Raw genomic sequence first — 20,967 nt, forward strand, 5'->3', positions numbered from 1 at the left:
GCGCGCGGGCTCCGGTCAGTGCGCCAGCACGGCGGCTGTGGCGCCCGCCGCATTGATCGCGGCGTGGTAGTCGTTGACGAGGTTGGCGACCGAGGCGGTCGTGACGTCGAGGAGCGCGGCCGGATAGACCCCGAAAAAGATCGTGAGCAGGATGAGCGGCACCAGGATCGCCTTCTCGCGCGCGCCCATGTCGAGGATGGAGCGCAGGCTCTCCTTCTCGATCTGGCCGAAGACGACGCGCCGGTAGAGCCAGAGCGCGTAGCCGGCGGACAGGATCACGCCCGTCGCCGCGAACACCGCGACCCAGGTGTTGGCCTGGAAGGCGCCGACGAGCGTCAGGAACTCGCCGACGAAGCCGGACGTCCCCGGCAGCCCGACATTCGCCATCGTGAAGACCATGAAGGCGACCGCGAACCACGGCATCCGGTTCACGAGCCCGCCATAAGCGTCGATCTGGCGCGTGTGGAGGCGGTCGTAGATCACGCCCACGCACAGGAAGAGCGCACCGGACACGAGCCCGTGCGAGAGCATCTGGAAGATGCCGCCCTGCACGCCCTGCATGGTCCCGGTGAAGATGCCCATCGTGACGAAGCCCATGTGGGCGACGGAGGAATAGGCGATCAGCTTCTTCATGTCCTCCTGCATCAGCGCCACGAGCGAGGTGTAGATGATCGCGATCACCGACAGCGCGAAGACGAGCGGCGCGAGATCGGCGCTCGCCAGCGGGAACATAGGGATCGAGAAGCGCAGGAAGCCGTAGCCGCCCATCTTCAGGAGGATCGCGGCAAGCACCACGGAACCCGCCGTCGGCGCCTCGACATGGGCGTCCGGCAGCCAGGTGTGGACCGGCCACATCGGCATCTTCACCGCGAATGACGCGAAGAAGGCGAGCCACAGCCAGTTCTGCATGGAGGCCGGGAACGGGTACTGCAGCAGCTCCGGAATGGATGTGGTGCCGGCCTCCCAGTACATCGCCATGATGGCGAGCAGCATCAGCACCGAGCCGAGCAGCGTGTAGAGGAAGAACTTGAAGGCGGAATAGACGCGCCGCGGACCGCCCCAGACACCGATGATCAGGAACATCGGGATCAGGCCGCCCTCGAAGAAGACGTAGAAGAGCACGATGTCGAGCGCGCAGAAGACGCCGATCATCAGCGTCTCCAGCACCAGGAACGCGATCATGTATTCCTTGACCCGGTTCTCGATGCTCTCCCAGCTGGCGAGGATGCAGAACGGCATCAGGAAGGTCGTCAGGATGACGAACAGCATGGAGATGCCGTCGACGCCCATCCGGTAGCTCATGAAGCCGCCGAACCAGTTCGCCTCCTCGACGAACTGGAAGCCCGGGTTCTCGGCATCGAACCCCATCCAGACCATCAGCGAGACGAGGAACGTCACCGTCGTCACGCCGAGCGCGACGTGGCGGATGTTGCGCCGGTGGACCTCCTCGTCGCCATGGATGAAGAGCAGGATGATCGCGGCGCCGACCAGCGGCAGGAAGGTGACGGTCGAGAGGATCGGCCAGTACATGATCAGGTAATCCTCAGCCCGCGAACATCATCCAGGTGACGAGAAGCGCCACCCCGATGAGCATGGCGAAGGCGTAGTGATAGACGTAGCCCGTCTGCAGCTTCATGACGTTGCGCGTGACGTCGAGGACGCGCGCGGAGACGCCGTCGGGGCCGAAGCCGTCGATCAGCCAGCCGTCGCCGCGCTTCCACAAGAAGCGGCCGAGCGCCATCGAGGGCCGGACCAGGACGCGGTCGAACAGCTCGTCGAAGTACCATTTGTTGAGCAGGAACCGGTAAAGGCCCTCGTGCTGCTCGCCGACCCGCTTCGGCGTGTCCGGCCTCAGGATGTAGAACCAGAGCGCCACCAGGAACCCGAGCACCATCGCGAGGAAGGGCGAGATCACCACCCAGAACGGGACGTGGTGCATCTCCTCCATGATCTCGTTCTCCGGCCCGAAGAACACGGCGCCCTTCCAGAAGCCGTCGGAATTCTCGCCGATGAAGAGGCTTGAAAAGACGATGCCGGCGAGAAGCGCCCCGGCCGCCAGCACGTAGAGCGGCACCAGCATGACAGGCGGGCTCTCGTGGACGTGCTCCATCACTTCCGCCGAGGCCCGCGGCCGGCCGTGGAAGGTCATGAAGATCAGGCGCCAGGAATAGAAGGAGGTGAAGGCGGCCGCCACGACCGTCAGCACGAAGGCCATTCCGGCGGCCGTGGTGTGGCCGGCATAGGCCGCCTCGATGATCGCGTCCTTCGAGTAGTAGCCGGCGGTGAGCGGGAACCCGGTCAGCGCGATCGTGCCGATCACCATCATCGCGTAGGTCTTCGGGATCTTCCGCCACAGCCCGCCCATGCGGCGCATGTCCTGCTCGTCGGAGACGGCATGGATCACGGAGCCCGCGCCGAGGAACAGCAGCGCCTTGAAGAAGGCGTGCGTGAAGAGGTGGAAGATCGCGACCGAATAGGCCCCGACGCCGAGCGCGACGAACATGTAGCCGAGCTGCGAGCACGTCGAATAGGCGATCACCCGCTTGATGTCGTTCTGCACGAGGCCGACGGTTGCGGCGAAGAAGGCGGTGATCGCGCCGACCACCGTCACCACGATGAGCGCATCCGGCGCCCACTCGAAGATCGGCGACAGCCTGGCGACCATGAAGACGCCGGCGGTGACCATGGTGGCGGCATGGATCAGCGCGGAGACCGGCGTCGGCCCCTCCATCGCGTCCGGCAGCCAGGTGTGGAGCGGCACCTGGGCCGACTTGCCCATCGCGCCGAGGAAGAGGAGCAGGCAGACGACCGTGAGTGCGCCCTCGCCGGTGAAGACCGAACCGAAGATGCTGAGGCCGATCTCGCTCCCCTCGGCGACCGCCGGCGCATTGGCGAAGATCGAGGCGAACTCCACCGACCCGAACAGGACGAAAACCCCGAAGATGCCGAGCAGGAAGCCGAAATCGCCGACGCGGTTGACGATGAAGGCCTTCATCGCCGCCGCGTTCGCTGAGGGCCGGTGGTACCAGAAGCCGATCAGCAGATAGGAGGCGAGGCCCACGCCCTCCCAGCCGAAGAACATCTGGATGAGGTTGTCCGCCGTCACCAGCATCAGCATGGCGAAGGTGAAGATCGAGAGGTAGGCGAAGAACCGCGGCCGGTGCGGGTCGTGGCTCATGTAGCCGATCGAATAGACGTGCACGAGTGCGGAGACGGTGGTGACGACGACCAGCATCACGCCCGTCAGCATGTCGACGCGGAGCGCCCAACCGCCGACGAACGAGCCGGACTCGATCCAGCGCATGACCGGCACGGTCACCGCCTCGCCGGTGTTCGGCGCGAGCGTGAAGAACGCGATCCAGGACAGGATCGCCGAGATGATCAGGAAGGCGGTGGTGACGATCTCCGCCGGGCCGGGCCCGTGGCCGCCATGCGCATGGTCGGCGTGGCCGTGCGGCTCGTGGCTCGGATGGGCGATCGACGCGGCGTGATGCGGCACCGGCGCCGCGCCGCGGTGGCGCGACGCGAAGCTGTCCGTCGCATGGTCCTCCGCGCCGTGCGCCGGGCTGCCGCCCGGATGGCGGCTGGCGGCGCCGAAGAGCGAGATCAGGCCGGCAATGATCGCTCCGAAGAGCGGGAGAAAGACGATCGCCGAATACACGCCTCAGCCCCTCATCATGTTGATGTCTTCGACCGCGATCGAGCCGCGGTTGCGGTAGAAGACGACGAGAATGGCGAGGCCGATCGCGGCCTCCGCCGCCGCGACGGTGAGCACGAGCAGCGCGAAGACCTGGCCGGTGAGGTCGCCGAGAAAGGCGGAGAACGCCACGAGGTTGATGTTGACCGCGAGCAGGATCAGCTCGATCGACATGAGGATGACGATCACGTTCTTCCGGTTCAGGAAGATGCCGAACACGCCGAGCGTGAAGAGCACCGCGGCGACGGTCAGGTAGTGGCCGAGCCCGATCTCCATCAGATCCCCCTGCCCGTCTCGACCTGGACGACCTGGACCGCCTCGCGCGGATTGCGCGCCACCTGGACGGAGATGTCCTGGCGCCGGACGCCTTCCTTGTGGCGCAGCGTCAGCACGATCGCGCCGATCATCGCCACCAGCAGGATCATGCCGGCGGCCTGGAAGAAGTAGAGGTAGCGGGTGTAGAGCACCAACCCGAGGGCGGCGGTGTTCGACACGTCCGGCGCGACCGGCATCGCGACGGATGGGACGGACGGGGCAACCACGAGCCCGCCGAGCACGGCGATCAGTTCCACCATCAGGATGACCCCGACGAGGCCGCCGACCGGCAGGTATTGCAGGAAGCCCTGCCGCAGCTCGGCGAAGTCGACGTCGAGCATCATCACCACGAACAGGAAGAGCACCGCGACCGCGCCGACATAGACCACGATCAGGATCATCGCGAGGAACTCGGCCCCGAGCAGCACGAAGAGCCCGGCCGCGTTCACGAAGGCGAGGATCAGGAACAGCACGGAATGGACCGGGTTGCGCGCCGCGATCACCATCAGCGCCGAGGCGATCGTGATGATCGAGAACAGGTAGAAGAAGAGCGGCTGAAGGATCATGCTTGGGCGTTCCGCGGGCTTGGCGCCGCCGGTCTCTTAACGAAGGCGATCCGCCGCGTCCACCGGCCGGGACGCGGCGTGGGGACGCTCAGCGGTAGGCCGCGTCGATGGCGATGTTGCGGGCGATCTCGCGCTCCCAGCGATCGCCGTTCGCGAGCAGCTTCTCCTTGTCGTAGTAGAGCTCCTCGCGCGTCTCCGTGGAGAACTCGAAGTTGGGGCCCTCGACGATCGCGTCGACCGGGCAGGCCTCCTGGCAGAAGCCGCAATAGATGCACTTCACCATGTCGATGTCGTAGCGGACCGTGCGGCGCGTGCCGTCGTTGCGGCGCGGGCCGGCCTCGATGGTGATCGCCTGCGCCGGGCACACCGCCTCGCACAGCTTGCAGGCGATGCAGCGCTCCTCGCCGTTCGGGTAGCGCCGGAGCGCGTGCTCGCCGCGGAAGCGCGGGCTGACCGGGTTCTTCTCGAAGGGGTAGTTCACGGTCGGCTTCGGCTTGAAGAAGTAGCGCATCGCCAGCACGAACGCCGACACGAACTCCTTCAGGAGGACCGAGCCTGCGGCCTGGGACAGGGTTGCCATCACGAAACTCCCAAACTGCCGGCCACGTAGGGGCCGGCGAAAAAGCCGATCAGCGGGAACAGCACGAGCTGCACCTTGCGGACCAGGTCGAGCATGCGCGGGCCGCGGCCCTCTTCGCCCCGCTCCCGCGCACGTGCGATCAGCACGCCGAACATCACGTACTCCACCGCCGCGAAGGCGAGGCCGACGAACGCGCCTGCCAGGGCGGGGGACATCGCTCGCGCCTCAGCCGGGGGCCGCGACGGGCACGCCGCCCCAGCCCGTGAGCTGCAGCACGAAGGCGACGACCACGACGGCGGCGAGCGAGATCGGCAGGAAGACCTTCCAGCCGAGGCGCATCAGCTGGTCGTAGCGGTAGCGCGGCACCATCGCCTTCACCATCGCGTACAGGAAGAAGAAGAAGCAGACCTTCAGCACGAACCAGATCACGCCGGGGATCCAGGTGAACGGCGCGAAGTTGAAGGGCGGCAGCCAGCCGCCGAGGAACAGGATCGTGCCGAGCGCGCAGACCAGGACCACGGCGACATACTCGCCGAGCATGAACATCATGTAGGGAGTCGACGAGTACTCCACCATGTAGCCGGCCACGAGCTCCGATTCCGCCTCCGGCAGGTCGAAGGGCGGCCGGTTCGTCTCCGCCAGTCCCGAGATGAAGAAGATCACGAACATCGGGAAGAGCGGCAGCCAGTGCCAGTCGAGGAAGGTGTTCGGCAGGCCGACCATGGTGCCGAGGCCGGTCGTCTGCGCGAGCACGATGTCGGAGAGGTTCAGCGAGCCGACGGCGAGCAGGACCGTGATGATGACGAAGCCGATCGAGACCTCGTAGGAAACCATCTGCGCGGCCGAGCGCAGCGCGCCGAGGAAGGCGTATTTCGAATTCGACGCCCAGCCGCCCATGATGACGCCGTAGACCTCGAGCGAGGCGATCGCGAAGACGTAGAGGATGCCGACATTGATGTCGGCCAGCACCCAGCCCTCGGCGAACGGGATCACCGCCCAGACGGACAGCGCCAGGATGGTCGAGACGAGCGGGGCGAGCAGGAAGATCGCCTTGTTGGCCGGCGCCGGGATGACCGGCTCCTTCAGCACGAACTTCAGGAGGTCGGCGAAGGACTGGAACAGCCCCCACGGGCCGACCACGTTCGGGCCGCGGCGAAGCTGGACGGCCGCCCAGATCTTGCGGTCGGCGTAGAGCAGGTAGGCGACGAGCAGGAGCAGGCCGACGATGATGATCAGGCTCTGCCCGGCCATGATCGCGCCGGGGATGAGATAGGTGTCGACGAAGCCGTCCATTGCGGTTCTCTGCCCTTACTCGGCCGCCTCGGCCGCCGCCGGGCCGAGATGGAGCGCCGAGCATTCCGCCATCACGGCGGAGGCCCGGGCGATCGGGTTGGTGAGGTAATAGTCGCGGATCGGGCTGCCGAACGGCGCCTGGCCGAGATCGCCGCCGCGTTCGGCGACGTTGCGCAGGTGCGCCGGCTCGCCGGGCTCGATCAGGTCGATGTCGCGCATGTGCGGATGGGCAGCCCCGAGGCGGGCGCGGAGTTCTGCGAGCGAATCGAACGGCAGCGGATTGCCGAGCACGCCGGAGAGGGCGCGCAGGATCGACCAGTCCTCGCGCGCGTCGCCCGGCGGGAAGGTGGCGCGGAGCGCGATCTGCACCCGTCCCTCGGTGTTCACGTAGAGCCCGGACTTCTCGCTGAAGGCGGCGCCCGGCAGGATCACGTCGGCGCGGTGGGCGCCGGCATCGCCATGCGTCCCGATATAGACGACGAAGGCGCCGCCGAGGGCCGGCATCGCGATCTCGTCCGCGCCGAGCAGGAACAGCGTGTCGAGCGCGCCGCGCCCGGCTGCCGCGATCATTTCGCCGGTGGAGAGCCCGCCCTCCCCCGGCACGAAGCCGATGTCGAGGCCGCCGACGCGCGAAGCCGCCGTGTGCAGGACGCTGAGCCCGATCCAGTCCGGCTCCGTGACGTCGAGGCTGTGCGCGAGCCGTGCGGCGGCGGCGAGCACCGCGGCGCCGTCGGGCCGCGCCAGCGCCCCCTGCCCGACGATGATGAGCGGCCGGCGGGCGCTCTTCAGCTTCTGCAGGAAGTCGTCGTCGCCGGCGGCGAGCCGGGCGAGCGAGTCCGGCCCGGCGCCGAGATGGGCATAGGGATAGGTGAGGTCCGCGGCCTCGCCGATGACGCCGATCGGGAAGCCGCCGAGCCGCCAGCGCTTGCGGATGCGCGCATTGAGTACCGGCGCTTCCTTGCGCGGATTGGAGCCGATGACGAGGAGCGCGTCGGCGAGCTCGATCCCCTCCACCGTCGCGTTGAAGAGGTAGGAGCCGCGGCCGAGCTTCGGATCGAGCGCCGCGCCGTCCTGGCGGCAGTCGAGGTTCGGCGAGCCGAGCGTCTCCATCAGCAGCTTCAGGGCGTACATCTCCTCGACCGCGGCGAGGTCGCCTGCGATCGCGCCGATGCGCCTGCCGTCCGCGCCTTTCACGCGGGCCGCGATCGCCGCGAAGGCTTCCGGCCAGGTGGCGGCGCGGAGCTTGCCGTCGACGCGGACATAGGGCCGGTCGAGCCGCTGGGTGCGGAGCCCGTCGACGATGTGGCGCGCCTTGTCTGAGATCCACTCCTCGTTCACGGACTCGTTGAGGCGCGGCAGGATTCGCATCACCTCCTTGCCGCGCGCGTCGACGCGGATGTTGGAGCCGAGCGCATCCATGACGTCGATCGATTCCGTCTTGGAGAGCTCCCAGGGCCGCGCCTTGAAGGCGTAGGGGCGCGAGGTGAGCGCGCCCACGGGGCAGAGGTCGACCACGTTCGACTGCAGCTCGGACGTCATCGAGCGCTCGAGATAGGTCGTGATCTCCATGTCCTCGCCGCGGCCGGTGGCGCCGAGCTCGGCGACGCCGGCGACCTCGGTGGTGAAGCGGATGCAGCGCGTGCAGTGGATGCAGCGGTTCATCCAGGTCTTCACCAGCGGCCCGATGTACTTGTCCTCCACCGCGCGCTTGTTCTCGGCGAAGCGGGAGGCGTCGACGCCGTAGGCCATGGTCTGGTCCTGCAGGTCGCACTCGCCGCCCTGGTCGCAGATCGGGCAGTCGAGCGGGTGGTTGATCAGCAGGAACTCCAGCACGCCCTCGCGCGCCTTCTTCACGGTCGGCGAGCGGGTGATCACTTCCGGCGGCTCGCCGTTCGGGCCCGGGCGGCAGTCGCGCACCCCCCAGGCGCAGGAGGCGATCGGCTTCGGCGCGCCCTTCAGCTCGACGAGGCACATGCGGCAATTGCCGGCGATCGACAGGCGCTCGTGGAAGCAGAAGCGCGGGATCTCGGCGCCCGCGTCCTCGCACGCCTGGAGCAGCGTGTAATGGGCCGGGACCTCGATCTCCGTGCCGTCGACCTTGATCTTGCGCGTGTCAGCCATTTGCTTCGCTTTCTGCCCGCCGGCCGGGTGTCGCCCGCGCCGCCGGCCGGATCCCCGCTACTCCGCCGCCTGCATGACCGGACGGATGTCCGGCCGCGGCCGCGCCGCATATGCGTCGATGCGCTCCTCGATGACGTGCCGGAAGTGCCGGATCAGGCCCTGAACCGGCCACGCCGCCGCATCGCCGAGCGCGCAGATCGTGTGGCCCTCGACCTGGTAGGTCACCTCGAGCAGCATGTCGATCTCGCGCTTCTCCGCCTCGCCGCGCGCCATGCGCTCCAGCACCCGCCACATCCAGCCGGTGCCCTCGCGGCACGGCGTGCACTGGCCGCAGCTCTCGTGCTTGTAGAAGTACGAGATGCGGGCGATGGCGCGCACGATGTCGGTCGACTTGTCCATCACGATCACGGCGGCCGTGCCGAGGCCCGACTTCACCGCCCGCAGCGCGTCGAAATCCATCAGCAGGTCGTCGCACTGGTGCGCCGGCACGAGCGGCACGGAGGAGCCGCCCGGAATGATCGCGAGCAGGTTGTCCCAGCCGCCGCGCACGCCGCCGCAATGCTTCTCGACGAGTTCGCGGAACGGGATGCTCATCGCCTCCTCGACCGTGCACGGCCGGTTGACGTGGCCGGAGATGCAGAAGAGCTTCGTGCCGGTGTTGTTCTCGCGCCCGATGCCGGCGAACCAGCCGGCGCCGCGGCGCAGGATGGTCGGGGCGACCGCGATCGATTCCACGTTGTTGACGGTGGTCGGGCAGCCGTAGAGGCCCATGTTCGCCGGGAAAGGCGGCTTCAGCCGCGGCATGCCCTTCTTGCCCTCGAGGCTTTCGAGCAGCGCCGTCTCCTCGCCGCAGATATAGGCGCCCGCCCCGTGCGAGACGTAGCAGTCGAAGTCCCAGCCGTGGACGTTGTTCGGCCCGATCAGGCCGGCCTCGTAGCACTCGTCGATGGCCGCCTGCAGCGCCTCGCGCTCGCGGATGTATTCGCCGCGGATGTAGATGTAGCAGGCATGCGCGCCCATCGCGAAGGAGGCGATCAGGCAGCCCTCGATGAGGAGATGCGGGTCGTGCCGCATGATGTCCCGGTCCTTGCAGGTGCCGGGCTCGGACTCGTCGGCATTCACGACCAAATAGTGCGGGCGGCCGTCGGATTCCTTCGGCATGAACGACCATTTCAGGCCGGTCGGGAAGCCGGCGCCGCCGCGGCCGCGCAGGCCGGACGCCTTCATCTCGTTGATGATCCAGTCGCGGCCGCGATCGATGAAGTCCTTGGTGCCGTCCCACGCGCCGCGCCGGCGCGCGCCCTTCAGCCCGCGGTCGTGGAGACCGTAGATGTTGGTGAAGATCCGATCCCTGTCGGCAAGCATGCTCTCGACCCGTCCCAGTTGCGCGTCAGGCGCGCGTGCGATCGGCCGCGCAAGGCGGCCTCGGAAAGGCGGCGCTGAGCGTCGCCATGCGCCGGGACGTGCTCCCGGCCGGCATCATTCCTTCTTGCCCCGGCCGCGGCGCTCGCGCGGCGGAAAGCCGCCGTCCTCCCGCCCCTCGTCCTCGCCCGTCGGCTTGCCCTCCGCGCGCGCCCCCATGGCGCGCGAGGCGGCCTCGTCGGAGCGGCCGGTCGCGTCGGGCCGGCCCTTCTTCTGCGCGACGGTCTCGGCCGCCGCCGGATCCGTCCCGGTGCGCCGCGCCGGGCGTCCCTTCCGCCGCGCCTGCTCGGCCGCGAACTCCTCGCCGCCGGCGGTTTCGTCCACCGCCGTGCGCGGCGTCCCGGCGGGTGCGGCCGCCGCCTCGGCGGGCTCCATGTCGTCCTTCTTCCGCCTGGTGCGCGCCGGCTGCTTCGGCTCCGGCGCGGGCGGCTCCTCCTCCCAGGCGAGCTCGGTCAGCGAGGTGAGCCCGCCCGCGGGCGCCGAATGGTGCCGCTCGACCTGCGGCCCCGGCCTCGGCGTCTCGCCGCGTTCGAAGGCGTCGATGAGGGCGGCGAGCGTCTCCGGCGTGAGATCCTCGTAGGTGTCCTTGAAGACCTGGACCATCGGCGCGTTCACGCAGGCGCCGAGGCACTCGACCTCCTCCCAGGAAAGCCCGCCGTCGGCGCTGACCTCGTGCGGGTGCGGCGCGATCCGGCTCTTGCAGAGCTCGATCAGCTCGCCGGCGCCGCACAGCATGCAGGGCGTCGTTCCGCAGACCTGGATGTGCGCCTTCCTGCCCACCGGCGCGAGGTGGAACATCGTGTAGAAGGTCGCGACCTCGAGCACGCGGATGTACGGCATGCCGAGCATGTCGGCGACGTTCTCGAGCGCCGGCTTGGTGACCCAGCCCTCCTGCTCCTGCACCCGCCACAGGAGCGGAATGACGGCCGAGGCCTGCCGCCCTTCGGGAAACTTGCGGATCGTCTGCTCAGCCCAGGCCCTGTTCTCGGGCGTGAAGGCGAAGCTCTCCGGCTGCTCTTCAGCGAGGCGGCGGACGGCCATCAGATACCTGCCGGGCGTTTCGGGTTGCGGGACGCGGACGGGCGGGTCACCGGTCGACCTCCCCGAACACGATGTCGAGCGAGCCGAGGATGGCGGAGACGTCGGCCAGCATGTGGCCGCGGCACATGAAGTCCATGGCCTGGAGATGGGCGAAGCCTGGCGCCCTCAGCTTGCAGCGGTAGGGCTTGTTGGTGCCGTCGGAGACGAGATAGACGCCGAACTCGCCCTTCGGCGCCTCAACGGCGGCATAGACCTCGCCCGCAGGCACGTGAAACCCTTCCGTATAGAGCTTGAAGTGATGGATGAGGGCTTCCATCGACGTCTTCATCGCCGCGCGCTTCGGCGGCACGATCTTGCCGTCGGTCGATGAGACCGCGCCGGCGCCCTCCGCGGAGCGCAGCTTCTCCACGCATTGCTTCATGATCCGGACCGACTGCCGCATCTCGTGCATGCGGATCAAATAGCGGTCGTAGCAGTCGCCGTTCCGCCCGATCGGGATGTCGAACTCGAGTTCGGAATAGCACTCGTAGGGCTGCGACTTGCGCAAGTCCCAGGGCGCGCCCGAGCCGCGCACCATCACGCCGGAAAAGCCCCACTTCCAGCACTCGTCGAGCGACACCACGCCGATGTCGACGTTGCGCTGCTTGAAGATGCGGTTCTCGGTGAGCAGGCCCTCGAGGTCGTCGCATACCTGCAGGAAGGGATCGCAGAAGCCGTAGATGTCGTCGATCAGCGCCGGCGTCAGGTCCTGGTGGACGCCGCCCGGCCGGAAGTAGGCGGCGTGCATGCGCGAGCCGGAGGCCCGCTCGTAGAAGACCATCAGCTTCTCGCGCTCCTCGAAGCCCCAGAGCGGCGGCGTCAGGGCGCCGACGTCCATCGCCTGCGTGGTGACGTTGAGGAGATGCGAGAGCAGACGCCCGATCTCGGCATAGAGGACGCGGATCAGCTGGCCGCGCTTCGGTACCTCCAGCTCGAGCAGGCGCTCCACGGCCAGGCACCAGGCATGCTCCTGGTTCATCGGCGCGACATAGTCGAGCCGGTCGAAATAAGGCAGCGCCTGGAGGTAGGTCTTGTACTCGATCAGCTTCTCGGTGCCGCGATGCAGCAGCCCGATATGCGGATCGACGCGCTCGACGATCTCGCCGTCGAGCTCGAGCACGAGGCGCAGGACGCCGTGCGCCGCAGGATGCTGCGGCCCGAAATTGATGTTGAAGTTGCGGACGTCCGCTTCGGCCATCGGAGCCTCAATGAGCCTTCTCGTCGCCCGGGAGCGCGTATTCCGGGCCCTCCCACGGCGAGAGGAAATCGAAGTTGCGGAATTCCTGCAGGAGCTTCACCGGCTCGTAGACGACGCGCCTGCGCTCGTCGTCGTAGCGGACCTCGACGAAGCCCGTCAGCGGGAAGTCCTTGCGCAGCGGATGGCCCTGGAAGCCGTAGTCGGTCAGGATCCGCCTCAGATCGGGGTGGTCGGAGAACAGGATCCCGTAGAAATCGTACGCCTCGCGCTCGAACCAGTCCGCGGCCGGGTAGACCTCCGTGGCGGACGGCACCGGCGTCACGTCGTCGACCGCCACCTTCACGCGGATGCGCGCGTTCTGGCGCGGGCTGAGCAGATGGTAGACGACGTCGAAGCGCTGCGCCCGCGCCGGCCAGTCCACGCCGCAAATGTCGATGAGGCACACGAAGGCCAGGCCCGGATCGTCGCGCAGGAAGCGCAGGACGCTGATGATGTCGGACGCGCCGACGGTGATCGTGAGTTCGCCCTGCGCGATGACACGCGTCTCCAGCCGGTCGCCGAGGACGTCCGCGATATGCGCGGCCATCTCCGCGAGGGCCTCGTTGGCGTCGGCGATATCAGCCATGATCAGCGCTCGATCGTCCCGGTGCGGCGGATCTTCTTCTGGAGCAGGAGCACGCCGTAAAGCAGCGCCTCGGCCGTCGGCGGGCATCCGGGCACGTAGATGTCGACCGGGACGATCCGGTCGCAGCCGCGCACCACCGAATAGGAATAGTGATAGTAGCCGCCGCCGTTCGCGCACGAGCCCATGGAGATGACGTAGCGCGGCGACGGCATCTGGTCGTAGACCTTGCGGAGCGCCGGGGCCATCTTGTTGGTGAGCGTGCCGGCGACGATCATGACGTCGGACTGGCGCGGCGAGGCGCGCGGCGCGAAGCCGAACCGCTCGGCGTCGTAGCGCGGCATGGACATCTGCATCATCTCGACGGCGCAGCAGGCGAGGCCGAACGTCATCCACATGAGCGAGCCGGTGCGCGCCCAGGTGATCAGTTCGTCCGTCGAGGTCACGAGCCAGCCCTTGTCGGCGAGCTCGTTGTTCACCTCGGTGAAGAACGGATCGTCGGCCGGCCGGCGCGCCTGCGGTGCGTACTGCCCGAGCGGATGCGGATCATCCAGCTTCGGGCGAGGATCGATCAATCCCATTCCAGCGCGCCCTTCTTCCATTCGTAGACGAACCCGACGGTGAGCACTGCCAGGAACACCATCATCGACCAGAAGCCGAACCACCCCAGCGACTTGAAGGCGACCGCCCAGGGAAACAGGAAAGCCACCTCGAGGTCGAAGATGATGAACAGGATCGCGACCAGGTAGAACCGCACGTCGAACTTCATGCGCGCGTCGTCGAAGGCCGCGAAGCCGCACTCGTAGGCGGACACCTTCTCGGGGTCCGGATCCTTGTAGGCGACGATGAACGGCGAGACGAGCAGCGCCAGCCCGATCACCAGCGCGATACCGATGAACACGATGATGGGCAGGTAGCTGAGCAGAAGGGCGTCCATGGACTTCCTGTGCGGTGCAGCGTCGAGCGATATCTAGGCTTTCTGGCTGCCGGCGCAATCGGACGTCGCGCGCAAAGAGGACCCGAAAGCCGAGGGCTGGCATGCCTTAGACCAGCACCGCGGCCCTCGCAAGAGCGCGAACCGCCGCGCCTCGCCGCTTGGCGCCGGAGCCGGCGGAGGCTACTTCCCGGGCCCCTCGGGAGGGTGCGCCGCCGCCGCCCGCAGCCGCTTCAGCGCCGCCTCGATCGGCGGGAACGGCCCGTATTTGTGCTGCGTCTCGTCGAAACCGTCGGCATAGGGCCCGTAGGGTGTGTCGGCGGGCTTGTCGAGGCGATTCGGATAGTCGTTCGCGAGGCCCGCCTTCGCCGGCCTCGGCTGCGAGACCACGAAGGCGGCGACGTCCCACGCCTCCTCGGGCGAGAGCCGGGGCGCCTGCCAGCTCGTCCCGTTCGGCATGTTGGAATGGGCGAAGTTCGCGAGCGTCGACAAATGGTACATGCCGGCGCCGTCGTTGAAGCTGTCCGCTCCCCAGAGCGGCGGCACGACGTAGCCGAGCTCGGGTGCGCCGCGGTCGCGGAGCAGCCCCGAGCCGTCGACATTGTGGCACGAGACGCACATCCGCTTGAAGACCGCCCTCCCCTTCGCCGGGTCGGCGGCGCGGTCGAGATAGGCGATCGACCCCGCGCCGGCGGGTCCCGCCGCGTCGGCCCGTTCCGAAAGGAAGCGGAGATAGGCGACGATTGCCTGCATCTCCGGCGCGTCGGCGGCCATGGCGCGTCCGTTCATGCTGCGCTCCCAGCACGAGTTCACGCGATCCTCGATGGTGAGCGTGGTCCCCGACTGCGTGCTGAATGCCGGATAGCTCCCATAGGCCGCGGTGAGCGAGAGCCCGAAATGCTTCGTCCCGGCGTCGAGGTGGCAGTTGGCGCAGGCCATGTTGCTGCCGGCGTAGCGCTTGGCCGGGTCGGCGACGAGCGGCCCGAGATGGGCGGAGGTGTCGGTGAGGAGGAGCCGCCCGTAGCGGATCCGGCGCCCGGCCTCGTCGTCGGCAAGGCCGTCGAGGTCCACCGCATGCGAGGCCGCGGCCGTAGCTGGCGGCGCATCGCCCGCGGGACCCGCCGCATCGGCGGCGGCCGGCGCCGCAAGGACCGCCGCAGCGACGGCGAGCCACACGGCCGGCATGCGGCCACCGGGTTTCCTCGTCTTTTCCACCATGACGTCCGCCCCTTCCGCCCTTTCCGGCCTGGAGCATAATCGGACATTCCTTTCGGAATTTCTCCCAGGTCCCCTTGCGCGGCCCGCCCGCCGCGAAAGCGCGCCGTCTGGCCTCGTCGATGTCAGTTCGGGCTGGAGAGCTTCAGAAGGACGATGCCGGCCAGGATGAGCCCGACCGCGACGAGACGCATGGCGCTGGCAGGCTCGCCCAGGAAGGCGATCCCGACGCCGAACGCGCCCACGGCTCCGATCCCGGTCCAGATCGTATAGGCGGTTCCGAGCGGCAAGGTGCGCATGGAATAGGCCAGCAGGGCGAAGCTCGCCAGCATGGCGGCGAGCGTGACAGCCGACGGGACCAGGCGCGTGAAGCCGTGCGACTGCTTCATCGCGAACGCCCACACGACTTCGAACAGGCCGGCAAGCAACAACGAGACCCAGGCCAACGCGACCTCCCGGAAAGGCCGGGCCGTCCCGGGCTTTTCCCCGCCAGGGGGTGAGGTCGTGGCCTCGCAACGAAAGTTAGTGGGCCGTCGGCAGGCTCCGCCCGGTCCGGCTTCAGACTTTCAGTACCGCGCCGTCGAAGAGGTCTTTGAGGAGAAATGGCGGGAGTGACGGGGCTCGAACCCGCGACCTCCGGCGTGACAGGCCGGCACTCTAACCAACTGAGCTACACCCCCCGCGGGTGCTCCGGAAAGGCTTGGCTCCCCGGCAGCGGTGCGGCGGAGATAGGATGGTGCCGCCCCCCTGTCAAGCACGATGCGCCGACGGGCAAGTCCTTTGCCGGAACACTCTTTCGGTGGCCGTCCCGAGCCGTTATCACGGGCCCTGCCCTCCCTCGCGCCGGTGACCACCGCCCTTGCTGGATCTCCTCTATCTTTCGATCCTGATCGGCGGGGTGCTCATTGCCGTTGCGATCCTGAGCAGCCTTGCCGCCCGCCGGTTCGGCGCGCCCCTTCTGCTCGTCTTCCTGGTCGTCGGCCTGATCGCCGGCGAGGACGGGCTCGGCCTCGACTTCGACAATGCCGAGCTCGCCTATGCCATCGGCACGGTGGCGCTCGCCATCATCCTCTTCGACAGCGGGTTCGGGACGCGGCTGTCGACCATCCGCGCGGCCGCGCTGCCGGCCTTTGTGCTGGCGACACTCGGCGTACTGCTGACGGCGGGCCTCCTCGCCGTCGCCGCGGTGGCGCTGTACGGCTTCGGGTGGCTGGAGGCGCTTCTCCTCGGCGCGATCGTGAGCTCCACGGACGCGGCCGCGGTGTTCTTCCTGCTCAGGGTCGGCGGCATCCGGCTGCGCGACAGGGTCCGCTCGACGCTCGAGATCGAATCCGGCTCCAACGATCCGATGGCCGTCTTCCTCACCATCACCCTGGTGGAACTGATCACGGCGCATTCCGGCATCGGCGATGCCGGCGGCGAGCTCGTCGTCGCCTTCTTCACGCAGATGGGCCTGGGGCTCGCGATGGGCCTCGTCGGCGGGGTCCTGCTCGTTCGCCTGATCAACCGGCTCGACATGGATGCCGGGCTCTACCCGATCATCGTGCTCGCCGCCTCGCTCAGCCTGTTCGCGCTGACCGGCCTCCTGCAGGGCAGCGGCTTCCTCGCGGTCTACGTCGCCGGCCTCTATGCGGGCAACCGGCGCCTGCAAAAGCTCGCCTCGCTGCAGCGCTTCCAGGAGGGGCTGACCTGGCTCGCCCAGATCGTCATGTTCCTGGCGCTCGGCCTGCTCGCGACGCCCTCCGAGTTCCCCGCCATCGCGCTCCCGGCCGCGATTCTCGCCCTCTTCCTGATCTTCGTCGCGCGCCCCGTCGGCGTGTGGTTCTGCCTCCTGCCCTTCGACTTCTCCAAGAGCGAGACCGCCTTCATATCGTGGGTCGGCCTGCGCGGCGCGGTCTCGATCCTGCTCGCGATCCTGCCGCTCGCCGCGGCGCTCCCGAACGGGCAGGTCTTCTTCAACACCGCCTTCCTGATCGTGATCGCGTCGCTCGTCGTCCAGGGCTGGACCATCCGGCCGATGGCGACCCGCCTCGGCCTGGTCGTGCCGCCGGCGATCGGGCCGGTGGAGAAGGTCGAGCTCGACCTCCCCGGCCGCAGCACCCACGAGTTGATCGTCTATCGCGTCACGCCTGAAAGCCCCGTGGTGAAGGGCGAGCGCATCCCGCGCTGGGCGCGGCCGTCGCTCGTCGTAAGGAACGGCCAGTCCTACCGCTTCGCCTATGCCGGGCGGATCGAGCCGGGCGACTACCTCTACATCTTCACCTCGCCGCGCTACGAGCCGCTGCTCGACCGGCTGTTCGCCAGCCCGGCCACGCTGCAGCCGGCCGACGAGGAGTTCTTCGGGGCCTTCGCCGTCGATCCGACGCACACGCTCGGCGAGCTGCAATCGGCCTACGGCGCCCGGATCGGCTCGGCGGCGCCGGAGACGACCATCGCCGACTTCATCAGGGGCCGGCTGAGCGGCCGCGCCGAAGTCGGCGACCGCGTGGCCTGTGGGCCGATCGACCTGATCGTGCGCGAGATCAACCAGGACGGCCAGCCGACAAGCGTCGGCCTCGCGCTCGAGCCGGAGCCTGCCGGCATGGCGCAGTCGCCTCTCCTGCGCAACATCGTGGAGATCGCGCAGATGGCGCGGCAGCGGCTCGAGCGCATCCGGAGCGCCGTCCGCCCGCGCAAGGGGGGCGCCGGCCCGGCGCCCGAGGATCCGCCGCGCCCGCCGGAGCCGTGACGCGTGGTGGGCGGTGACGGGTTCGAACCGCCGACCCCCTGGGTGTAAACCAGGTGCTCTTCCAGCTGAGCTAACCGCCCTTCGCGCCTCCCGCTCTAGGCGGGGCGCACGGCCAAGACAAGCATAACGAAAACGGCCCCGCTCCGCGAGCGAGGCCGGGACCTTCGACCAATGCGGTCGGTCAGCCGTTCACGGCGTCCTTCAGGCCCTTGCCGGGCTTGAACTTCGCCTGCTTGGAGGCCTTGATCTCCATCGGCTCGCCGGTCTGCGGATTGCGCCCGGTGCTGGCAGCCCGCTCGGCAACGACGAAGTTGCCGAAGCCGAGGATGCGAACTTCCTCGCCCTTCTTCAGCGTGTCGGTGATGCACTCGAAAACCGTCTCGACGGCCTGATTGGCAGCCGACTTCGACATTCCGGTCTTGTCCGCCACGGCGGTGGCAAGGTCGCCCTTGTTCATCCTCGTTCTCCTTTTTTGCTGCGAGACCGTTTGCGTTCCCCCCTAGCCGCGCCGCGCGGCGAGGCGCAACAGCGGCCCTCATTCAGCCTCAGCAAGCCTGAAAACCCCGGAAATCCGGCAAGTGCAACAAAAAAAGCCGCCCGGAGTTCCGGGCGGCCCCTTTTTTCACATGTGTTGCCGGTCAGTGCGCGACCATGCCGGCGGCCGCATCCTCCTCCGCGACGAGCGGCTTGGCCGGCCCCTCCTCGGGCTCGGTCCACTCGATCGGCTCGGGCGCGGCGACGAGCGCGTGCTTGATCACCTCGTCCATCCGGGCGACCGGGATGATGTCGAGCCCGCTCTTCACGTTGTCGGGGATCTCGGCGAGATCCTTGGCGTTGTCCTCGGGGATGAGGACGGTCTTGATCCCGGCCCGGAGCGCCGCGAGCAGCTTCTCCTTCAGGCCGCCGATCGGCAGGACCCGGCCGCGCAGCGTGATCTCGCCCGTCATCGCCACGTCCTTGCGGACCGGGATGCCCGTCATCACCGAGACGATCGCCGTCACCATGGCGATGCCCGCAGACGGGCCGTCCTTCGGCGTCGCCCCCTCCGGCACGTGGACGTGGATGTCCCGCTTGTCGAAGAGCGGCGGACGGATGCCGAAATCGACCGCCCGCGAGCGCACGTAGGACGCCGCCGCCGAGATCGACTCCTTCATGACGTCGCGCAAGTTGCCGGTGACGGTCATCTTGCCCTTGCCGGGCATCATGGCGCCCTCGACCGTCAGGATCTCGCCGCCGAACTCGGTCCAGGCGAGGCCGGTGACGACGCCGACCCGATCCTCGAGCTCCGCCTCGCCGTAGCGGTAACGCGGCACGCCGAGATAGTCGCCGAGCGTCTCCTCGGTCACCTTGATCGCCTTCTTGTCCGAGGTCAGCAGCTCCTTCACCGCCTTGCGGGCGAGCGTCGCGAGCTCGCGCTCCAGGTTGCGCACGCCGGCCTCGCGAGTATAGCGCCGGATGACCTGACGCAGCGCGCCTTCCTCGAGCTCGAACTCGCCGGGGCGCAGGCCGTGGTCCCGCTCCGACTTCGGAAGCAGGTGGCGATGCGCGATCTCCACCTTCTCGTCCTCGGTGTAGCCGGCGATGCGGATGAGCTCCATCCGGTCCATCAGCGGCGCCGGGATGTTGAGGGTGTTCGCCGTCGTCACGAACATCACGTCCGAGAGGTCGTACTCGACCTCCAGATAGTGGTCCATGAAGGACGAGTTCTGCTCCGGATCGAGCACCTCGAGGAGCGCCGACGACGGGTCGCCGCGGAAGTCCATGCCCATCTTGTCGATCTCGTCGAGCAGGAAGAGCGGGTTGGACTTCTTGGCCTTGCGCATCGACTGGATGACCTTGCCGGGCATCGAGCCGATATAGGTGCGCCGGTGGCCGCGGATCTCGGCCTCGTCGCGGACGCCGCCGAGCGACATGCGCACGAATTCGCGCCCGGTCGCCTTGGCGATCGACTTCCCGAGCGAGGTCTTGCCGACGCCCGGCGGGCCGACGAGGCACAGGATCGGCCCCTTCAGCTTGTTCGCGCGGCTCTGGACGGCGAGGTACTCGACGATCCGCTCCTTGACCTTCTCGAGGCCGTAATGGTCGGCGTTCAGCACCTCCTCGGCGAAGCGGAGGTCGTTGCGCACCTTGGAGCGCTTCTTCCAGGGGATGCCGAGCAGCCAGTCGAGGTAGTTCCGCACCACCGTCGCCTCGGCCGACATCGGGCTCATCTGCCGGAGCTTCTTCAGCTCCGCCTCGGCCTTCTCCTTGGCTTCCTTGGAGAGCTTCGTCTTGCCGATCCGGTCCTCCAGTTCGCGCAGCTCGTCGCGGCCCTCCTCGCCGTCGCCGAGCTCCTTCTGGATCGCCTTCATCTGCTCGTTCAGGTAGTACTCGCGCTGCGTCTTCTCCATCTGGCGCTTGACGCGCGAGCGGATGCGCTTCTCGACCTGCAGGACGGAGATCTCGCTCTCCATCATGCCGAGCACCTTCTCCAGCCGGTCGGAGACGGAGGTCAGCGCCAGGATGTCCTGCTTCTCAGGGATCCGGACCGCGAGGTGCGAGGCGATCGTGTCGGCGAGCTTGGAATAGTCCTCGATGTTGGCGACCGCGGAGAGGACTTCCGGGCTCACCTTCTTGTTGAGCTTCACGTAGTTCTCGAACTCGCTCACCACCGAGCGCGCGAGCGCCTCGACCTCGACCTCCTCGCCGAGCGTCTCCGGCAGCACGCGAGCCTCGGCCTCGTAATAGTCCTGGCGGTCGCGATAGCGCACGATCTGCGCGCGGTCGCGGCCTTCCACCAGCACCTTCACCGTGCCGTCCGGCAGCTTGAGGAGCTGCAGCACGGAGGCGAGCGTCCCGATCTCGTAGATGCCCTCAGGCGCGGGGTCGTCGTCGCCCGCGTTCTTCTGGGTGGCGAGCAGGATCTGCTTGTCGACGCGCATCACCTCTTCGAGCGCGTTGATCGACTTTTCGCGGCCCACGAAGAGCGGCACGATCATGTGGGGAAAAACCACGATGTCGCGGAGCGGGAGGACGGGATGGACCTCCTCCCCGGACGGGACACCGATCAGGCGCGTTTTCTCGGTCATGGGTTTTCCTTTGAATCTCGCGGAAGGCCGATGAATCGGCCCCTGCGATTCGGAGTGTAGAGAGGGCTCGCTCCCGAGAACACCGGCTCCCGGGTCGAGAGCGCGGTCTGGCCGAGCGGTCGGTGCTG

General features: G+C 68.1%; 19 protein-coding genes and 2 tRNA genes. 1 reads left to right on the forward strand and 20 read right to left on the reverse strand.

Annotated features, from left to right (window positions below; genetic code table 11):
• Positions 1 to 15: 15 nt before the first annotated feature.
• From ACUN0C_RS05930 to ACUN0C_RS06010, 17 genes are all read right to left on the reverse strand, one after another.
• Positions 16 to 1,530 (reverse strand): NADH-quinone oxidoreductase subunit M, encoded by a 1,515-nt coding sequence (locus ACUN0C_RS05930; RefSeq protein WP_445465391.1) that lies wholly within the window; start codon positions 1,528 to 1,530, stop codon positions 16 to 18.
• A 13-nt stretch (positions 1,531 to 1,543) separates the two neighbouring features.
• Positions 1,544 to 3,661 (reverse strand): NADH-quinone oxidoreductase subunit L, encoded by a 2,118-nt coding sequence (gene nuoL, locus ACUN0C_RS05935; RefSeq protein ID WP_445465392.1) that lies wholly within the window; start codon positions 3,659 to 3,661, stop codon positions 1,544 to 1,546.
• Between the two features lie 3 nt (positions 3,662 to 3,664).
• Positions 3,665 to 3,973 (reverse strand): NADH-quinone oxidoreductase subunit NuoK, encoded by a 309-nt coding sequence (gene nuoK / locus ACUN0C_RS05940; protein WP_445465393.1) that lies wholly within the window; start codon positions 3,971 to 3,973, stop codon positions 3,665 to 3,667.
• Positions 3,973 to 4,578 (reverse strand): NADH-quinone oxidoreductase subunit J, encoded by a 606-nt coding sequence (locus ACUN0C_RS05945; protein ID WP_445465394.1) that lies wholly within the window; start codon positions 4,576 to 4,578, stop codon positions 3,973 to 3,975. Before ACUN0C_RS05945 ends, nuoK begins: the two co-directional genes overlap by 1 nt.
• A gap of 88 nt (positions 4,579 to 4,666) precedes the next feature.
• Entirely contained in the window at positions 4,667 to 5,158 is a 492-nt protein-coding gene (nuoI, locus tag ACUN0C_RS05950) for an NADH-quinone oxidoreductase subunit NuoI (RefSeq protein WP_445465395.1), read from the reverse strand.
• Complete coding sequence (locus ACUN0C_RS05955) at positions 5,158 to 5,373, reverse strand: hypothetical protein (protein WP_445465396.1); 216 nt, start codon at positions 5,371 to 5,373, stop codon at positions 5,158 to 5,160. Before ACUN0C_RS05955 ends, nuoI begins: the two co-directional genes overlap by 1 nt.
• Positions 5,374 to 5,383: 10 nt before the next feature.
• Positions 5,384 to 6,451 (reverse strand): NADH-quinone oxidoreductase subunit NuoH, encoded by a 1,068-nt coding sequence (gene nuoH, locus ACUN0C_RS05960; RefSeq protein WP_445465397.1) that lies wholly within the window; start codon positions 6,449 to 6,451, stop codon positions 5,384 to 5,386.
• Positions 6,452 to 6,466: 15 nt separating this feature from the next.
• Complete coding sequence (gene nuoG / locus ACUN0C_RS05965) at positions 6,467 to 8,572, reverse strand: NADH-quinone oxidoreductase subunit NuoG (RefSeq protein WP_445465398.1); 2,106 nt, start codon at positions 8,570 to 8,572, stop codon at positions 6,467 to 6,469.
• 57 nt (positions 8,573 to 8,629) lie between these two features.
• Positions 8,630 to 9,937, reverse strand: a complete 1,308-nt coding sequence (gene nuoF, locus ACUN0C_RS05970; protein ID WP_445465399.1) for an NADH-quinone oxidoreductase subunit NuoF — start codon at positions 9,935 to 9,937, stop codon at positions 8,630 to 8,632.
• 114 nt (positions 9,938 to 10,051) lie between these two features.
• Positions 10,052 to 11,035 (reverse strand): NADH-quinone oxidoreductase subunit NuoE, encoded by a 984-nt coding sequence (gene nuoE, locus ACUN0C_RS05975; RefSeq protein ID WP_445465400.1) that lies wholly within the window; start codon positions 11,033 to 11,035, stop codon positions 10,052 to 10,054.
• Positions 11,036 to 11,081: 46 nt separating this feature from the next.
• The gene (locus ACUN0C_RS05980) at positions 11,082 to 12,272 is read right to left on the reverse strand and encodes an NADH-quinone oxidoreductase subunit D (RefSeq protein ID WP_445465401.1); all 1,191 of its coding nucleotides are present in this window, start codon (positions 12,270 to 12,272) and stop codon (positions 11,082 to 11,084) included.
• A 7-nt stretch (positions 12,273 to 12,279) separates the two neighbouring features.
• Positions 12,280 to 12,897, reverse strand: a complete 618-nt coding sequence (locus ACUN0C_RS05985; protein WP_445465402.1) for an NADH-quinone oxidoreductase subunit C — start codon at positions 12,895 to 12,897, stop codon at positions 12,280 to 12,282.
• 2 nt (positions 12,898 to 12,899) lie between these two features.
• Positions 12,900 to 13,475 carry a NuoB/complex I 20 kDa subunit family protein gene (locus tag ACUN0C_RS05990; RefSeq protein WP_445465403.1) on the reverse strand — a complete coding sequence of 192 codons (576 nt, stop codon included), beginning with the start codon at positions 13,473 to 13,475 and terminating at the stop codon, positions 12,900 to 12,902.
• Complete coding sequence (locus tag ACUN0C_RS05995; RefSeq protein WP_445465404.1) at positions 13,466 to 13,831, reverse strand: NADH-quinone oxidoreductase subunit A; 366 nt, start codon at positions 13,829 to 13,831, stop codon at positions 13,466 to 13,468. The genes ACUN0C_RS05990 and ACUN0C_RS05995 overlap by 10 nt, the downstream gene beginning before the upstream one ends.
• Before the next feature lie 180 nt (positions 13,832 to 14,011).
• Positions 14,012 to 15,013, reverse strand: coding sequence for a c-type cytochrome (locus ACUN0C_RS06000; protein ID WP_445465405.1), 1,002 nt, complete (start codon positions 15,011 to 15,013; stop codon positions 14,012 to 14,014).
• Between the two features lie 155 nt (positions 15,014 to 15,168).
• Positions 15,169 to 15,489 carry a quaternary ammonium compound efflux SMR transporter SugE gene (gene sugE / locus ACUN0C_RS06005; protein ID WP_445465406.1) on the reverse strand — a complete coding sequence of 107 codons (321 nt, stop codon included), beginning with the start codon at positions 15,487 to 15,489 and terminating at the stop codon, positions 15,169 to 15,171.
• A gap of 157 nt (positions 15,490 to 15,646) precedes the next feature.
• A tRNA-Asp gene (locus tag ACUN0C_RS06010) sits at positions 15,647 to 15,723 on the reverse strand.
• A gap of 182 nt (positions 15,724 to 15,905) precedes the next feature.
• Between ACUN0C_RS06010 and ACUN0C_RS06015 the strand changes: the two genes are divergently transcribed.
• The gene (locus ACUN0C_RS06015; protein ID WP_445465449.1) at positions 15,906 to 17,771 is read left to right on the forward strand and encodes a potassium/proton antiporter; all 1,866 of its coding nucleotides are present in this window, start codon (positions 15,906 to 15,908) and stop codon (positions 17,769 to 17,771) included.
• 4 nt (positions 17,772 to 17,775) lie between these two features.
• Here the strand turns inward: ACUN0C_RS06015 and ACUN0C_RS06020 are convergent.
• From ACUN0C_RS06020 to lon, 3 genes are all read right to left on the reverse strand, one after another.
• Positions 17,776 to 17,851: transfer RNA gene (locus tag ACUN0C_RS06020), tRNA-Val, on the reverse strand.
• A 101-nt stretch (positions 17,852 to 17,952) separates the two neighbouring features.
• A complete protein-coding gene (locus ACUN0C_RS06025; protein ID WP_445465407.1) occupies positions 17,953 to 18,228 on the reverse strand; it encodes an HU family DNA-binding protein in 276 nt (91 codons plus the stop codon).
• A 181-nt stretch (positions 18,229 to 18,409) separates the two neighbouring features.
• Complete coding sequence (lon, locus tag ACUN0C_RS06030; RefSeq protein ID WP_445465408.1) at positions 18,410 to 20,839, reverse strand: endopeptidase La; 2,430 nt, start codon at positions 20,837 to 20,839, stop codon at positions 18,410 to 18,412.
• Positions 20,840 to 20,967: the final 128 nt, after the last annotated feature.

It is taken from the genome of Faunimonas sp. B44 (genome assembly GCF_052655945.1).

Bases quoted from the DNA above. Each gene is read 5' to 3' on its own strand.
- ACUN0C_RS05930 (WP_445465391.1), bottom strand. From the start codon at position 1,530: ATGTACTGGCCGATCCTCTCGACCGTCACCTTCCTGCCGCTGGTCGGC.
- nuoK (WP_445465393.1), bottom strand. From the start codon at position 3,973: ATGGAGATCGGGCTCGGCCACTACCTGACCGTCGCCGCGGTGCTCTTC.
- ACUN0C_RS05945 (WP_445465394.1), bottom strand. From the start codon at position 4,578: ATGATCCTTCAGCCGCTCTTCTTCTACCTGTTCTCGATCATCACGATC.
- nuoI (WP_445465395.1), bottom strand. From the start codon at position 5,158: ATGGCAACCCTGTCCCAGGCCGCAGGCTCGGTCCTCCTGAAGGAGTTC.
- ACUN0C_RS05955 (WP_445465396.1), bottom strand. From the start codon at position 5,373: ATGTCCCCCGCCCTGGCAGGCGCGTTCGTCGGCCTCGCCTTCGCGGCG.
- nuoH (WP_445465397.1), bottom strand. From the start codon at position 6,451: ATGGACGGCTTCGTCGACACCTATCTCATCCCCGGCGCGATCATGGCC.
- nuoG (WP_445465398.1), bottom strand. From the start codon at position 8,572: ATGGCTGACACGCGCAAGATCAAGGTCGACGGCACGGAGATCGAGGTC.
- nuoF (WP_445465399.1), bottom strand. From the start codon at position 9,937: ATGCTTGCCGACAGGGATCGGATCTTCACCAACATCTACGGTCTCCAC.
- nuoE (WP_445465400.1), bottom strand. From the start codon at position 11,035: ATGGCCGTCCGCCGCCTCGCTGAAGAGCAGCCGGAGAGCTTCGCCTTC.
- ACUN0C_RS05980 (WP_445465401.1), bottom strand. From the start codon at position 12,272: ATGGCCGAAGCGGACGTCCGCAACTTCAACATCAATTTCGGGCCGCAG.
- ACUN0C_RS05985 (WP_445465402.1), bottom strand. From the start codon at position 12,897: ATGGCTGATATCGCCGACGCCAACGAGGCCCTCGCGGAGATGGCCGCG.
- ACUN0C_RS05990 (WP_445465403.1), bottom strand. From the start codon at position 13,475: ATGGGATTGATCGATCCTCGCCCGAAGCTGGATGATCCGCATCCGCTC.
- ACUN0C_RS05995 (WP_445465404.1), bottom strand. From the start codon at position 13,831: ATGGACGCCCTTCTGCTCAGCTACCTGCCCATCATCGTGTTCATCGGT.
- ACUN0C_RS06000 (WP_445465405.1), bottom strand. From the start codon at position 15,013: ATGCCGGCCGTGTGGCTCGCCGTCGCTGCGGCGGTCCTTGCGGCGCCG.
- ACUN0C_RS06025 (WP_445465407.1), bottom strand. From the start codon at position 18,228: ATGAACAAGGGCGACCTTGCCACCGCCGTGGCGGACAAGACCGGAATG.
- lon (WP_445465408.1), bottom strand. From the start codon at position 20,839: ATGACCGAGAAAACGCGCCTGATCGGTGTCCCGTCCGGGGAGGAGGTC.